Origin of the sequence: Liberibacter crescens BT-1 (genome assembly GCF_000325745.1) — a bacterium.
GTDB lineage: Bacteria > Pseudomonadota > Alphaproteobacteria > Rhizobiales > Rhizobiaceae > Liberibacter > Liberibacter crescens.
Genome location: NC_019907.1, coordinates 548,085 through 561,732, shown reverse-complemented (window position 1 = coordinate 561,732; position 13,648 = coordinate 548,085). Strand labels below are relative to the sequence as shown.

Below are 13,648 nucleotides of genomic sequence, written 5' to 3'. Positions count from 1 at the left end.
ATTTTGTGGCTATTGATTCAACCCAAGGGAAGCACGAATTGCAGATATCGTTGCGGGTGCAATTGGCCCAACGGGAGGTAAGGAAGGAACAGGAGCGGCCTTAACTCCACCGCTGATAATCAGCTTGCGCAATGCATCAATGCTTTCTTTCGTCATTGATTCCGACAGATTTTTGGCCCCATAACCAAGAGCAGGAAGAGCTACCCCAAGCATACCTCCTACGGTTGGCCCCATAGTAACACCAGCTGCCAAGGATGGGAACCCTGCTTTTAAAGCAAACCCTGTCATATTGGTCGGCGCAAGAGCACCTATTCCTCTGATAAAATTTTGTCCAGTTTTTCCATAAGCAACCGTATCGGCTGCAGCTTTTTCATCAGGTGTAAAACCCCTGCTTTTTACAGCGTTGTTTAATAAACCTTTTATCTTCTGTCTTGCTGCCATTTCTGTATTCCTCGAAACAGAAGCACCTGCATTGCGATCACTCTCTTCAAGAAGCCTGTCTACAGTCTCAAGTTTTCTCATCCTTCCCCAATAATCACGTGCTTCCTGAAGAGATGAAGAAGCCTGGGAACTGTCACCTGTTAAAACATCTCCTTTCTGAGGATTTGAAACAAGATCGTCAATCCTGTTCTTTATCATATCGGTAAGCATGTTGTTGGATGGATCATCTCTCCGATAGGCGTTGCCAGCAATCTTCCTGGCAATATCAAGATCATTCAGTGTTGCAGCATTTCCTCCCAAATCCTGTATATGACCAAGGGCTACTTTTGCCCCTGTTTGCAACTCAGGATGATAGCCAAAATTCCTGAATTCATCTCCCAAACGATCCGCCAGACCTTGCGTTGCCTTTGGAGAATATAAAACCCCCGCATCACGTGCCTTTCCATAGGCATTATCGGCAAGAGCACGAAGGTCATCAGCACTGGCAGGGCCAGATGTATTTCCTGTAACCCCTGGAATACGTGATGTTATAGCTTGCGAAACCTTTCCAATTCCCTTGCCCAGAACAGGAGCAGCAGCACCTCCAACAGCGCCCAATCCCCCTTCGATAAGGGCATTTTTGGCTGAGTTCCACAAATTCGCAGTATCAGAACCTGTAAAATAATCCGTTATCTTGTCCTTTATGTAGTTTGCTGTGCCATCGGCTAATCCCAGACCGCCATAACCTCCTGCCTGTTTCAGCATATTTGCACCAAGAGACGCTGTCTTGTCGCCCATCAGAAAAGGAGCCGTTACAGGTAGCATAGCACTCAGGCCCATAGTTCCTGCAATGGCTCCTCCCATATTTCCTGCACCATTTGCCCATGGATGATCCTGTTTATTCTGATCCCAGCCCTGCGAAACACTCTGGTAGTCTTTGGAAAAGTTATCAATCGGATGTCCTTCGTAAGCTGCCTTTCCCTCTGCTATGGCTCCCTTTACAACAGGGGCTAAAATATGCCCCGCAATAGGAACTCCTTCAGCAGCACCTTCTCCCGCGGATTCAAGAGCTCCAAGAGCACTTTTCCCGTACTGAGAAATCGTATCTGCCCATGAGGAAGGAGTTTGTTGCTGTTGCTGGAAATCTTCCCAAGGCTTACCATCCGTTGTCCCATTCTGGAAATCTTCCCATGGATAAGTCGTCATTACTGAATCCTTTCCCAACTTTCTTTTCTTGAGGGATCACCACCTTTAAATCGATGTCCCTTAGACACAAACCCAATAGGTGGAGCAAGTATTGTGCTTCCTGTTCCCCCCGTCTGCGTCTGCGGTTGTGCTCCATGGGGTTGTGATAGAGAGCCAGAACCTCGTAAGTTATTAAGCCCAAGATTGCTCTCGAGAGTTCTTATCTCCCTGAAAGCATCCGCAGGGCTATATTCATTGCTCAAAACATGCGAAGCTATGTCAGCCCTTCCCTGTCTGTATTGTACAGCCTTGCGTAAATTATCGATAATAAGCCTGTTGCCTTCAGCAGTATTGAGCAGATTAGGAAGAGACCTTAGGAATGACTGCCATTCAAGATTTGAGATACGGCCCATACCAGCAACACGCTGATGAGGAACAAGGACATTGATAAGTGCCTGCGCTGCCTGATAATTGCTTGTTTCAGGGCCTGTTTGTATGCCGTATTGCGCAAGTTTGCCTTTTACGCCGTTCCAGAAGCCCCCTTTATCACCCAAAAGACCTTCAAGCTCGTTAAGGCTCTGTGCAGCCAGATCAGCCTCCTTGCCATCCAGATAGTCCTTCTTGAAAAGATCCGCATTTGCACCAGCCAATTTAATGTCTGAAGCTTTTTCTCCTGCTGTGTAAGGGGTTTCTCCCTCTCCAAATTTCATCTCGGTTGGTGGGCTACCATCATTCCACTGTTGATATACATGGTGATCTCCATGAGCATCTACGGTCTCAACCCTTCCAAGAGAAGCTTTCGGAAGAGGTTCATTCGCCTTGCCTACTTTTTCGATATTGCCCAGTGGGATATTGACGGATCCGCCACCATCCTTTCTTACAAGAATGGCATATTGCTTTCCATCTGTTCCTTTTCCAGTTTGTGGTGGGAAATATATATCAGAAGACTTCCCCGTAAGAGCCTTGATAGCTTCCGCTTTTTCGTTTGTCGCCTTTGCCTCTGAAAGGGAAATAGCCGCCTGTCCCTTGGAAAGGTCAAGTCCGTATGAAGGTTCATCTACCTTGATCAAGTTGTCGATAGCCGCATTAGCTCTATTGAGGTCATGAGAAGAAGCCGCCGTCTGTAGATCAAGAAGATAGTCTTTGAAATTTGCCATTTGCGAAAGTGGTACGCCGTTTATAGGCACTGAAGAAGCATTGTACACGGGCGTCTGTCGTGGCTGTACCTGCGTCTGAGGCTGCGAAACAGGAGCCGCTGCATTATTTGCCTGCACAGGTGCCTTGAATGTGTAAGCAGGTGTGCCCAGAGCCTGCTGAACCTGTGACCCCTGTTGGCCCGCAGAAGGCAACATCGGATTGTTCTGAAGAGCAGACATGAGTGCAGCTTTCGGATCAAGGCTTGCAAGCTGGTTGCCAGAATTTTGCAGGTTGTTACTGTTCTGATAATACGCAAGCCTGTTTATGGTGTCATTGATACGTCTTTGCGCTTCACCGCCAGGTTTGTTATAGCCTTTAAACCTCTGCTCATAGTTTATAATGTTGGCTGCTTCCTCAGGAGATTGCGCATTCGCAAGCCCTTTTATCGTATCGGGGTAGGATTTCATAAAATATTCCGCTTCGGTTTCAGGAGAAATATTTGTCGTTGGTTCACCTTTCGAAGCCGCGTAGTTTTTAAGTCCTGTCCAGTTTGAGGCACCACCACCATCATGATTCTGGAAAAAACCACCTGAAATACCGTTAACATCCCACTCACCGTTGTTATATTTCCCACCGCTTTCATGCATGATCGTGGTATGAATGGTGGCAAGAGCATTGGGATTATTGTTGACGGATGGCGCCATGGCTGTGATAATACGCCTGATATTGTCTTCGGCATCTGAAGAAACATTCGCTGGTTGAACGGATGACATGGAAGATGGTGTCGCTATTCCCTGTCCGCCTGAAGATGGTGTTGGCAATCCCTGTCCACTGGCAGGAATGGCTGGCTGTGGCTGTGACAGTCCCGATAATCTTTGCTGAATTCTGTTCTGATCGCTCTGGTATGCCTGATTATTAATATCCACCCTGCGATTGTTCAGCTGGTTGATCCTTATGCCGTTAAACAGGTTACCAATACTACTACCTATGCCCGCCCATGATGAGGTATTACCCTGATTGATGTTGCCGATCTGATCCATGAGCTGTTTTTTATAAGCATCAATATCGCCCAGTGTATTGATATTCTGCGGATCGGGGCCGCCAAAAAAAGATAAAAGTCCCATTTTTAATATTCTCCCAATTCAAACAGACGACCATAATGAACACGCTTCAGGCCCTGATCGTCCACAGATACCGCTTCGGGACGAATATGTTCAATCTCCTGTGCCATGACACCAATTCTTCTTTTTTCAGGAGGATCATCAAGATACCGATACTCATACAATGTCCCTACAGGCTGAATATCTGTCTTGGCCCGTACATCAGAAAGAAGACCTAAACCAAAGCCAGCCCATTGAAGCGCGTTATCCTGTCCATTCTTCCATCTGGCAACCTGATCCGCGTAGCTGTTCTGCGCTATATTGCCGTAATTGACATCGCCAACATTCCTTGAAGGCGTGCCAATAAAGCCAGGATTCTGATTTTTGGCAATGTTCATCAGGGCATTGAGCTGATTGATACGGCTGCTGTTCAGATCACTGACGCGGTTCTGTTCCTGTCCTGCATTGAGAATGGCGGCCATATGCGCGTCATTCTCCTGCCTGTCCGCTTCATCCATCGCCCGATTGTAAGCTACAGAGCCAGGTTGCAGTCCCTGATTGGCAAGCTGTGTCTGCAACTGCTGGCGTCTCTGGTCAAGAAGAGGGTTCATACGCCCGAACAGGGCATTGGCATAATCCTGCGTATTGCCCGTGTCCAGCTTCAGCGAGCCTGCCCCCTGACTGGCAACATTGCCCAAGGTCTGCCGCGTTTGCGTATTCGTGTTATAAATTCCCTGTTCCTGCGGCGATAATGTCTGTGTCGCTGTATATTGGGGAATGCTGATCTGTTTCCCCGTATAGGGATCTGTAATGCTTGTCATTCCTGTCTGGCTATAGTTCAGTGTGCCATAAGGCGTCACCTGATTGACATTGCTTAAGGCAGATCCCGCCATTCCCGAGGCAATATTGCCTGCAAACTGCGCTCCTGCTACCTGATTGGGGTCAGGCGGTTTTGGTTGATGCTTTCCCATTCACTTTTTCCTTATTGAATTTATTATTCATCCATGCTTCGCGTGTGATTACATAAATATTCTCCGCTGCATTTCTTCCGCGTAAACGGGGTATGCGATAGCGGACACCTCCCAGAAGAGGAAGCCAGCGATGCTGCTGATCATCATCAGGAACACGATGCACAACCGCCTGACACTGCAATTCATCCCATGGATAATGATAAATAGCCTGTAAAATAAAACGGTTCAGCCAGCGGCGGTCATCGGATGCCCCCGATAATTCAATCACCTGTGCCAGAGGGCAGTAATTATGGTAAATAACCCCTGCAACAAGCACATCATCATTGACAATTCCCATGCTGGTAAAACGCTCCCATCCTCCTGCGCAGGCAGGAACGCGTTCCATGACAAAATGTGCAATCGCATGATTGATCTCTGGTGCTCGCTCTCCGCCCCAGATCATTCGCTTCATGCACTGCCTCCCTCAACAACAAGACTTGCTGCGCCAATTTCAATGTTCAATGCAAAATCCCCAGATGAAACAAGCACACAACCCACTGCAAGACGTCTTCCAGTCGCAAAGACATTCTGTCGTATTCCATACTCAACAGGCAATGCGCCTATGCTGTCAAATCTTGAAACGTCCCACGTGGCATTGTCCCACGTTCCCGAAGACTGCTTTATCTGATTTGCAGTGGTGTATAGCGGTACAGTTTCGTTTCCGTCTGATCGCGCAAAAAGTTTTACATTCGGTCTTTCAACTGATTTAAACAACATATGTGCGCTACAGGCACGTTTCACTCCCTCTGGATTATCCCCATAACTGAAAGAAGAAATGTAGGCCGCTGAAAAAGAACGTCCATCGTCTGTTCCTGATACATCAGCATGCCAAAAAGTCCCGCTATCATCCCCAAAATAAAGATTGCCGTCTGACTCGGCAAAGGATGTGGAATACCAGTTGGTGAAGATAGACCAGCTGTTGGTGAGAACGTTTAATACGAAATTTGTATACGGTAAAATATGACCGCTAAAGGATATAAGAAGACAATTTCTTGCTGGCCAGGTGATCATTGACCAGTTTGTTGAGTTAATGGAAACAGCCCTGCGCCATTCCCTTTCAATAGGACGGGATAAAAAGGAAAGTTGTGACGTATCCTTACGCCCCTGCAACAAAACCTGGCTCATCGCGATAAGACCATCCGATGTCGCAATCCATATGTCACTCCCGACATCTGCCAGTGCATTCCTGCCAAGAGGGCGTGCAATCTGATAAATCCCTTTCAGGGAAAAATCAGTGGCAACATCAGGATTATTTCCTGCATAAACAGCAATCTCTCCCTCGGTTGACAGAAAAACGCATAAGGCAGAAAGACCATCACCACTCTCAATCGACCATGAGAAGCCTGCAAGGAGTGATCCTCCCAACTGGAATATTCCTCCCAGAGGGAAAACATGCGCTGCTCCACCAGCGGCATCTGCATCAAGATACCAGGCGTCCATTGTCCCAGCCCCAACATACCATTGACGTCTTTTAAACAGCCAGCCGTAGAGAAGGCGAGAAGAACTCATCGTGTATTTTGTGTCAAAGGTTATGGCAGGAATATTGGCGCGCCATTGGGTACCATCATAAACCTGTCTTTCATCACGACCATTGACAGCAACAAGAAAAAAATTACCCACGATATTATGCTGAAATACGCACCATTCCCCTGAACTGAGACCCGAAACAGAAGCCGTTGTCGGATTGGGAAGGACTGCCGCCGTGGACATATCATAAATTGCCGTGTTTGTTGCTGCGAATATTTTTCTGATATCCCCTTTTTTATAGACAAAAGTTGAAACAACAGCACCGCCATCAGCCAGAAGAGCTTTTCTTATGGAACCTCCCCGTATGGAAGCTCCATTGACAGTTGGCCAGAAGTTTCTGAGAACCCGAGCCGATCCCGCTGTGCCATCCTGAAAATCCTCTACAGTAACCAGACCTTTTACAGGCGCAGGAAAGAGTGCAGGTGACGACAATACATTCGATCCCCTGTTATTGACAGGAGAAGTTTTTCTCCATTGCCTTGTTGCCATCAGGAATCCTCAAAAAGTGATGTCTCAAGAGCCAGAGATCCCTCAAATTCCTGCAGTTCATCCTGAAAGACCAACCCTTGCGAACGCCGCCATCGCCAGAGAACATTCTTCACCAGCAGATGTTCAGGAAAAACAGGAACATCATCATCAAGGGATATCATCGCCTTGTTCTTTCCGTCACTCCCGAGAATCCAGTGATATGAAATGTAAAAAAACGTCACGGGAGAAGAAAAAGACGAGAGTCTGAGTGTCTTGCCATCCAGAAAATACCAGAGGGAAGAGGAGGATTTACGGATAATTTCCCATGATGTCGCTGCCATGACAGGACGTGCAAAAGAGCCATCGGCCATCATCACAGCCCCTTTTCCATAAACACGCCTGAAGTCAGGGGGAACAATAAACGTGTCACTGGTCACTGGCACCTGTCTTATAAGAGAAGGCCACTCCGCACGGAGACTGATTTCATTGCCGCCTTCTGTCAGTAATGTCATCAACAGGGCACAAGTGTCATCGTTATTGCCATAAAACTTGTCAAAGCGGGATAAAGCGGCAAGATCGCAGACTTCATTGACAATGGAAACAATCGTCATGGTGTTGGGCCTCCAACAATAATTCTTTTGCCGCTGTTCCGAAACCTTGTATCTGACCGCTGCAGGGATTGAACCGCTGCATCATACAGCTTCATTGCCGAAGTCACCTTATCCGTATTCTGTTCCCACAATCCGATCTCGCGAACCACACCGTACAGGTAAATGTCGTAGCCCTGATCCAGAAGCCAGTTTTGAGGTGCAACAACAGACAGCGAAGGGAGCCGCCCATAATAGGTTATGGTTATTTTGGCAGCAGAAGGAAAACCAGAAACACGGATAGTGCCCGATAAAAGGATAGTGCCCCTGCGTCCCTCGTTAAAGGCATCAAGGGGAAGACAGACAAGAACACAATTCCTTTCGTCCCTGATCTGAATGATCTCAAGACAATCGTTTGGCACTGATACCATACCGTCGACAAGAGCAAGAGAAGTCTGCTTTTCCATTCCTGACAGACGCAAGTCACGGTTCAGAACAGACTCAACACGCCTCAGAAAACCAGGAAAAAGAGGGATAATATCTCCCTTATCCGAATAATGAACCGCATCGGCAAGCAAGGTGCCATAATCATACGCGCTCAAACAGAACCCTCCGATGTTCGAAACGCACGATTGTCACTGTCGTTCATCCATCTTCTGACCCATGTATGATCTTTATTGTCAAAGGCTTCCATCAGCCCGCAGTCATGAGCAAGATTGGCAGGAACATCGGCAACAAGCCTGAAATTATCATTCAGACCATATCTTGTATTCTTGCGACTTTCCTCATTTCTTGCCAGCAATGCCTCCACGGGACAATCAACACGAAAAATGTCGTATGTGCCGTCATTCATATACCAGGTAGAAACGCCTGTCTGTGGATTCCAGTCAAATAGAACCCAATCACCATCACGAACAGGAGACATTACGTTTCTCCTGAAATAATTCTGGCAGTTCCTGAATTAACGTATTCCTCTCCAAGAGATTGTGGTATTTTTATCTTCTTTCCTGCATCAACCTTCTCTCCATCAGGCCCGCACCATGAATCACGGTACAGCTCAACCATAACGACAGGCTCTACAGGTGCAGAAGATTTAGTCCTGCCATTCCCATTCTCCTTGCCAGTGACATCAGCATTTTCTGTATTGATTTCATCAGCCATTTCTATTTCTCCTTTAACATCAGGTTCCGCTGAGATCAGCAATCATGCCGATACCTTTTTCATTCTTCACCTTTAATGCTCCCTCACAGACAACGGCAGCCACTTCACCATCCGCATTCGATGTCACTTTAGGATTTGGCGCGATCGGGCGAAGATTAAGCCACTGCAACATTTCCTTATCAATAAAGAAAGCATTTGTTCCCAACGAAGGATTTCTCATAACCCTGTTAGCCTGTGCCCTTATCGGGCCATACTGACCTTCAAAGAATTTTACGGAAGACGAAATCGTATTTCCTTTACCAGGTGTTACCTCGCTCCTTAAAGGAATAATATTACTGTCGCTTTTAAGATGAGAAAATGACGTAAAAACACCTGGAGACATGACAATATCGCTGAAATTTGCTCCATTCTGATAGCCAAGCTGCATGACGTTTTCGAGTTGGGAAAGAGAAATAGTCCTTGGCGTTCCTGCTTTTGGTGCCGTTGTAACACCACCAGAAAAACCGCCACTCTGCCCACCTGTGCCACGATCAACATTACTGGTAAGCCATGTTGGAAGTCCACCACTCCTGCGAACAGTTGCACTTCCATTCGCAGAAGGAGTTGACGCGACAATAGAATATTCAATATCCGTCTTGATCTCTTTTAATACCTTCATCATCTGGTATTTTGGTGAATATTCATCATCGGCAGTATTAACTGCAATTTGGGTATTTGATATGCTGAAGGTTTTAATAAAAATCTGCGTATAATTGCCATATCTTTGAACGACAAGCGGAGTGTTATAAGTGAAAACTTCTGCTTCAATATGGGCATTATCGGCAGGTGGATTTAAGGTGTCTACTGCCCATTCAGGATGAATAGAGTTTGTTTTACCTTGCCCTATCATCGTCAGAATGGGTGTATCAGAAGGGGCTATATTCGATATTCCCTTATCCAGCTCCTCACGGTTTGTGTTCGACATGGAAGTGATAAAAGTTTGTAATTGTGTTGCCATTTCATTTCTCCTTTATGAGGCATTTTTTTCTATTGCATCAAGAAAAGCCATTGCTGCTTCATGCGTCTGTTCCTTTGCCAGCCTTTCGTTCGCCCGTTTTATAGAATGACTTTTATCCTTTATGACTGTACCTTTCTTGCTCATACTCACAGGCGGTGCCTTTACAGCTTTCTGTGCTGCTTTTTTCTCCGCTTCCTCCATCTTCAGACCTTTCATGGCATAATGTGTGAGGACGTAATAGCGATGGTCAGAAAGCAAAGAGGGAATCTCATTGTCCGTAACACCGATATCTTTCGAAAAACGCACGGCATTGTTGCGAAAGGTCTCAAGCTTTGCCTTGTCATTCAGTTCAGGAAGCCATTTAACAAGTTTTGAATATTCCTCCAGATTTCTTTGCTTTTGCTGATCACTGTCCGTTTGCTTCTTGTGTGCCTCTGCTTCCTGACTGATCTTCTGGGCAGGAGAAGCGATATTCAGAAGGTTCTGGAGTACACCCATCCAGTTATGATAAGCCACATATTGCTGATTATAGGCTGATGGATCAGTCTGCTGGAGAGATGCATTGGGTGCAGGAACAATGTCACTCAGCAATTTAACGATATTCTGTGTAACCTGTGCAAGATGGTTGGCATCGGCGGCGACCTTGTCCCGAAGGCCAATAACATTATGCGCTGCCTCGGCTATATCGCCATATTCCTTATAATTGTTTTTTAGCTGGCTGAGCCTGACCTTCCTGCCTTCGGCAATCTCGAATTCGGGGTCTTCCTCTTCACCTTCACCATCGGATGATCCAGCGGGTTCAACTCCTTCGCCTTCGTCTTCACCTTTGTTCTCTTCAACATCTTCGTCCTCCTCCTGTTCTTCATGATCCTGTGTATCAGCAACAGCTGCTTCCACGTTGGCTTTTTCCTTCACAGGGAAATTGACAACTTTTTCATCATCTGCCTTGGCTGAAGCGACAAACTTCCCATCATCGCCACGCTTTCTTTCCTTGATGACTGGTTTTTTTATTTCCTCTACAGGAACTTCATTTGAAGGAGTTGTTTCAGTACCCAACTCTTTCATGAAATTCCCGAAGCCACCATCATCGTGAGGCAAAGAATTCTCATTCCCGCCCTTGGGGCTGGTCATTTCTTCCATATTTTATTCTCCTTGTATGTTCAGGCTTTTTTAGCCAGTTTTTCAAGATACGCATGAAAACTGCGTATCCCTCTTGCTTCCGCTGCCGCTTGTGCCCGTCCTTCGTGATCAAGCCATGCTGCATGCAAACAACGATCAACGGCACTTGTTTCAAGATCCTCAAAAAAGCTGTTGAAAAGCGGATGGGCCAGAAGATCGCGTGCCATGGCGATCTTCTCTTCCTCGCGCAACTCTGCTCTTTTTAAACGAAAACCTGAGCTCATCCTGGTTGCCCTCCAAAGTGCACACTTCCAGACATGCCTGAAGGAGCCAGGGCGATCTTGTCCGCCTGTTCCATATCAAGCTGTTTGTTCTTCAGGGCTGTTTCTGTTGCAAATTTCTGCTGCTCAAAAGCCAACTTCTGCTGACTGTCTGCTGCCCTCTGCTGGCGATCCAGTGCTTTTTCGTTTGCCTGTGCCTGTGCCTTTGCCTGTATCTTTGCCGTTTCTGGATCAGTTTGCCCGGCTGCTGCCTGCAAGCGTTGCTGGATCATCGCAGGATCGGGATGTGTAAAATACTGCTCAACATTCCTGATCCCTGCCGCTTCAACAAGTTTAACAAGCGCGTTCCAGATATTCTCGGAGGTCAGGAAAGGATTGTCAGGCCCGAACATGCTGTATAATGTCTGCTGTAGCTGCTGAATATGACTGATCACCATCATGTCGCGCTCTTTTGTGCCACTCCCCAATCCCGTATTGACTGTCACATCCATGTCCGTATTCCAGACACGCGGATCAATCTTGACCCACTGTTTGCGAAGCCTTACTGTTCGCGGCTTGTCCTGATGCTGGGTGATCAGCCTTAACACGCCACGAAACATCGCCTTCAGCCCATGCGCCAGTGTTGCAACCATCAATTCCGTTTGTCCGATACCACCCTGATTGATCAGGGCCGTGGCCGTGGCCGTCATATTCTGCAAGGCTTCAGGATCAAGTCCGCTTGATGCGTCCGATATCCCTGTGCGGATCACCAGTTCACGATCAAGATACTCCATAAAGGGAAATGACTTATCGGCAACCATCGGTACAACATGCGTATCAACTGCCTGCGAAGGGAGATAACCGCCCTTGATAAAAACAGGTCTGTCGATGTCCTGTTCAAGAAACTCATCAACATTTTCAAGAACATCAGGATTTACGATCGTCCGTGGTATATTCTGTAAATAAAGGTTGTCAAAAGACTGCCTCAGAATAACCGTTTTCTGCTCCTGAATATCGAAAACATCATCATAAATACTTTCACCTTCGAACCTGTGCGGATAACGCCTGCAAATGAGAGAGGCAAAGGGGGCTTCGTCCCAGGGCTCATTCTCCAGAATATTCCCGGCACTTCTCCCTCCCGCCATCACCACACGCCGAAGTTCGGCAATACCGTCATCATCATCATCAATCCGTACATACAGCTCGTAATAATCAATTTCCTGTAATGACCGATCGCTATAGCTCATCCCGTCAAACGTCTTTTTGTTCTCTACGCTATCACCGAGAGGCAACGCGTCCACAACATCACGATCATAACCCATCTCAATCAGATCAGAACGCCTGAGCTTTGTCTGTCTCCCGACAAGAACCGCTTCCTTAATTGTCACGGCTTCAGGGGATATCAGAAACTCCTCAGGTGGCACCGCTTCAATACGGACACGGCTATCAACATATGTCCTTCGTATACGCACATCATGCAAAACTTCTTCTGAACCATCAGGCATCTTCTGTGGTTGTTCGCTGTGCTCCAGCACATCAACATCGTCATTTGATACCAGCATCACAAAAGCCGTTTGATCCAGCCCCGTATACAAATCCGTTTCGGTTTTCTTCCTGCTCTCATATCTCCACGTCAGAAAACCATTTCTGAGAAGAAGCGCATCATGCAAGGCTTCCTCAACCGCTTCGTAGCCGTGTGATTCAGGAAAAACAATCTCATTGACATAATCTGTTGCCTGATCTGCCTCGCCCTCGTCCTCTGGGCCTACAGGCTGATACTCGACAACCTTGTCGCTTCCTATCAAAACACGTCGTAATGATGGTAAAATCTTCGCAATCACTCCACGAATGTCCCGGGAAACAGCATGAGATCGACCCTGTTTTGTCACCGCATCAATCGCTTTCATAGTACCATCATAATACGCACTGGCCTTTGTTCTATAAGAGCTTCTCTCCGTATTCTGTTTTTTGGCATCGTCAAGCAGTTTTGAAACCTGCGAGGCAAAATCATCATCGCCCATCGTAGACACGATTAGTAAACTCCTGTTGATTTATAGGATGAAACTCTTGTTGCGCGTGGTGTTTCATAAGCCACGGCCATTAATCCAAAAGCATCGGCAGCATGGCTCGACCAGTCATGTTCTGGCCCAAGGCCATAATTCCGTTGTTCATCACGTTTCTCATGATACCAGCCCAAAGCCTTTAATCCTGCTTCTGTTGTTGCTTCATTGAACCACATCATTGGAAACAACCGCCGCACTGCCTCTATCCGTGCAGCAGCTGCACCCTTCCCCTGATTGGGAATAACCGTCACAACATAGCCTGCTTGCCGCAAGGCACTCTCATACGATACGTTGTAGACTCTATCCTGTGTCGCTCCATCGTGAGGTAGCCATATCTGCGCCCGTTCAGGCGTATAGCCCTTCGAACGCAACCAGTTCACATGCGTTGCCAAAGGTTGTCCCTGTGCCTCGTAATAATCAAGAACACGGATCTCACGACCCACAAACTGGCACACCCATAAGGCAAAGGCATCAGAACGTGCGCCTGTGCCGCCAATGTCAACAAACAGGCGCAAGCTCATCAGCGGGTCAGCACCCACCTTGCCAATGCGCTGCTCTTTTCGTGCAACGGCAAGACAGCCTGCATAATAAGCTCCTTCGGCGATGCTAATATA

At 47.1% G+C, this 13,648-nt stretch carries 15 protein-coding genes; 1 reads left to right on the top strand and 14 read right to left on the bottom strand.

Going from position 1 to position 13,648, the window contains the following annotated elements; translation table 11 throughout:
• Positions 1-9: 9 nt before the first annotated feature.
• Both B488_RS02500 and B488_RS02495 read right to left on the bottom strand, forming a co-directional pair.
• Entirely contained in the window at positions 10-1,626 is a 1,617-nt protein-coding gene (locus B488_RS02500; protein WP_015272937.1) for a hypothetical protein, read from the bottom strand.
• Positions 1,626-3,446 (bottom strand): hypothetical protein, encoded by a 1,821-nt coding sequence (locus B488_RS02495; protein WP_144049192.1) that lies wholly within the window; start codon positions 3,444-3,446, stop codon positions 1,626-1,628. The genes B488_RS02500 and B488_RS02495 overlap by 1 nt, the downstream gene beginning before the upstream one ends.
• Positions 3,447-3,520: 74 nt before the next feature.
• Between B488_RS02495 and B488_RS07160 the strand changes: the two genes are divergently transcribed.
• Positions 3,521-3,661, top strand: a complete 141-nt coding sequence (locus B488_RS07160; protein ID WP_187287614.1) for a hypothetical protein — start codon at positions 3,521-3,523, stop codon at positions 3,659-3,661.
• Positions 3,662-3,868: 207 nt separating this feature from the next.
• Here B488_RS07160 and B488_RS02490 read toward each other — a convergent pair whose 3' ends face one another.
• The 12 genes from B488_RS02490 to B488_RS07300 form a co-directional block, all read right to left on the bottom strand.
• Positions 3,869-4,813, bottom strand: a complete 945-nt coding sequence (locus tag B488_RS02490; RefSeq protein WP_015272935.1) for a tail fiber domain-containing protein — start codon at positions 4,811-4,813, stop codon at positions 3,869-3,871.
• The gene (locus tag B488_RS02485) at positions 4,785-5,264 is read right to left on the bottom strand and encodes a hypothetical protein (RefSeq protein ID WP_015272934.1); all 480 of its coding nucleotides are present in this window, start codon (positions 5,262-5,264) and stop codon (positions 4,785-4,787) included. The genes B488_RS02490 and B488_RS02485 overlap by 29 nt, the downstream gene beginning before the upstream one ends.
• Positions 5,261-6,868 (bottom strand): hypothetical protein, encoded by a 1,608-nt coding sequence (locus B488_RS02480; protein ID WP_015272933.1) that lies wholly within the window; start codon positions 6,866-6,868, stop codon positions 5,261-5,263. The genes B488_RS02485 and B488_RS02480 overlap by 4 nt, the downstream gene beginning before the upstream one ends.
• Positions 6,868-7,284 (bottom strand): hypothetical protein, encoded by a 417-nt coding sequence (locus B488_RS02475; RefSeq protein WP_144049191.1) that lies wholly within the window; start codon positions 7,282-7,284, stop codon positions 6,868-6,870. The genes B488_RS02480 and B488_RS02475 overlap by 1 nt, the downstream gene beginning before the upstream one ends.
• A gap of 170 nt (positions 7,285-7,454) precedes the next feature.
• Positions 7,455-8,036, bottom strand: a complete 582-nt coding sequence (locus tag B488_RS02470) for a phage adaptor protein (protein WP_015272931.1) — start codon at positions 8,034-8,036, stop codon at positions 7,455-7,457.
• A complete protein-coding gene (locus B488_RS02465) occupies positions 8,033-8,359 on the bottom strand; it encodes a hypothetical protein (RefSeq protein WP_015272930.1) in 327 nt (108 codons plus the stop codon). Before B488_RS02465 ends, B488_RS02470 begins: the two co-directional genes overlap by 4 nt.
• The gene (locus tag B488_RS02460; protein ID WP_015272929.1) at positions 8,359-8,595 is read right to left on the bottom strand and encodes a hypothetical protein; all 237 of its coding nucleotides are present in this window, start codon (positions 8,593-8,595) and stop codon (positions 8,359-8,361) included. The genes B488_RS02465 and B488_RS02460 overlap by 1 nt, the downstream gene beginning before the upstream one ends.
• Before the next feature lie 19 nt (positions 8,596-8,614).
• Positions 8,615-9,592 carry a DUF5309 domain-containing protein gene (locus tag B488_RS02455; RefSeq protein ID WP_015272928.1) on the bottom strand — a complete coding sequence of 326 codons (978 nt, stop codon included), beginning with the start codon at positions 9,590-9,592 and terminating at the stop codon, positions 8,615-8,617.
• 12 nt (positions 9,593-9,604) lie between these two features.
• Positions 9,605-10,732 carry a hypothetical protein gene (locus B488_RS02450; RefSeq protein WP_015272927.1) on the bottom strand — a complete coding sequence of 376 codons (1,128 nt, stop codon included), beginning with the start codon at positions 10,730-10,732 and terminating at the stop codon, positions 9,605-9,607.
• Positions 10,733-10,752: 20 nt separating this feature from the next.
• The gene (locus B488_RS02445; RefSeq protein ID WP_144049190.1) at positions 10,753-10,938 is read right to left on the bottom strand and encodes a hypothetical protein; all 186 of its coding nucleotides are present in this window, start codon (positions 10,936-10,938) and stop codon (positions 10,753-10,755) included.
• Positions 10,939-10,991: 53 nt separating this feature from the next.
• On the bottom strand, positions 10,992-12,992 hold the full coding sequence (locus B488_RS02440) for a portal protein (RefSeq protein WP_210160720.1): 2,001 nt from the start codon (positions 12,990-12,992) through the stop codon (positions 10,992-10,994).
• An 11-nt stretch (positions 12,993-13,003) separates the two neighbouring features.
• A complete protein-coding gene (locus B488_RS07300; protein ID WP_244422738.1) occupies positions 13,004-13,555 on the bottom strand; it encodes a hypothetical protein in 552 nt (183 codons plus the stop codon).
• Positions 13,556-13,648 lie beyond the last annotated feature (93 nt).

Coding starts and splice junctions, on each gene's coding strand:
- B488_RS02480 (WP_015272933.1), bottom strand. CDS start 6,868: ATGGCAACAAGGCAATGGAGAAAAACTTCTCCTGTCAATAACAGGGGA.
- B488_RS02495 (WP_144049192.1), bottom strand. CDS start 3,446: ATGGCGCCATCCGTCAACAATAATCCCAATGCTCTTGCCACCATTCAT.
- B488_RS02500 (WP_015272937.1), bottom strand. CDS start 1,626: ATGACGACTTATCCATGGGAAGATTTCCAGAATGGGACAACGGATGGT.
- B488_RS02465 (WP_015272930.1), bottom strand. CDS start 8,359: ATGTCTCCTGTTCGTGATGGTGATTGGGTTCTATTTGACTGGAATCCA.
- B488_RS02485 (WP_015272934.1), bottom strand. CDS start 5,264: ATGAAGCGAATGATCTGGGGCGGAGAGCGAGCACCAGAGATCAATCAT.
- B488_RS02445 (WP_144049190.1), bottom strand. CDS start 10,938: ATGGCACGCGATCTTCTGGCCCATCCGCTTTTCAACAGCTTTTTTGAG.
- B488_RS07160 (WP_187287614.1), top strand. CDS start 3,521: ATGGTGTCGCTATTCCCTGTCCGCCTGAAGATGGTGTTGGCAATCCCT.
- B488_RS02455 (WP_015272928.1), bottom strand. CDS start 9,592: ATGGCAACACAATTACAAACTTTTATCACTTCCATGTCGAACACAAAC.
- B488_RS02450 (WP_015272927.1), bottom strand. CDS start 10,732: ATGGAAGAAATGACCAGCCCCAAGGGCGGGAATGAGAATTCTTTGCCT.
- B488_RS02460 (WP_015272929.1), bottom strand. CDS start 8,595: ATGGCTGATGAAATCAATACAGAAAATGCTGATGTCACTGGCAAGGAG.
- B488_RS07300 (WP_244422738.1), bottom strand. CDS start 13,555: ATGAGCTTGCGCCTGTTTGTTGACATTGGCGGCACAGGCGCACGTTCT.
- B488_RS02440 (WP_210160720.1), bottom strand. CDS start 12,992: ATGGGCGATGATGATTTTGCCTCGCAGGTTTCAAAACTGCTTGACGAT.
- B488_RS02490 (WP_015272935.1), bottom strand. CDS start 4,813: ATGGGAAAGCATCAACCAAAACCGCCTGACCCCAATCAGGTAGCAGGA.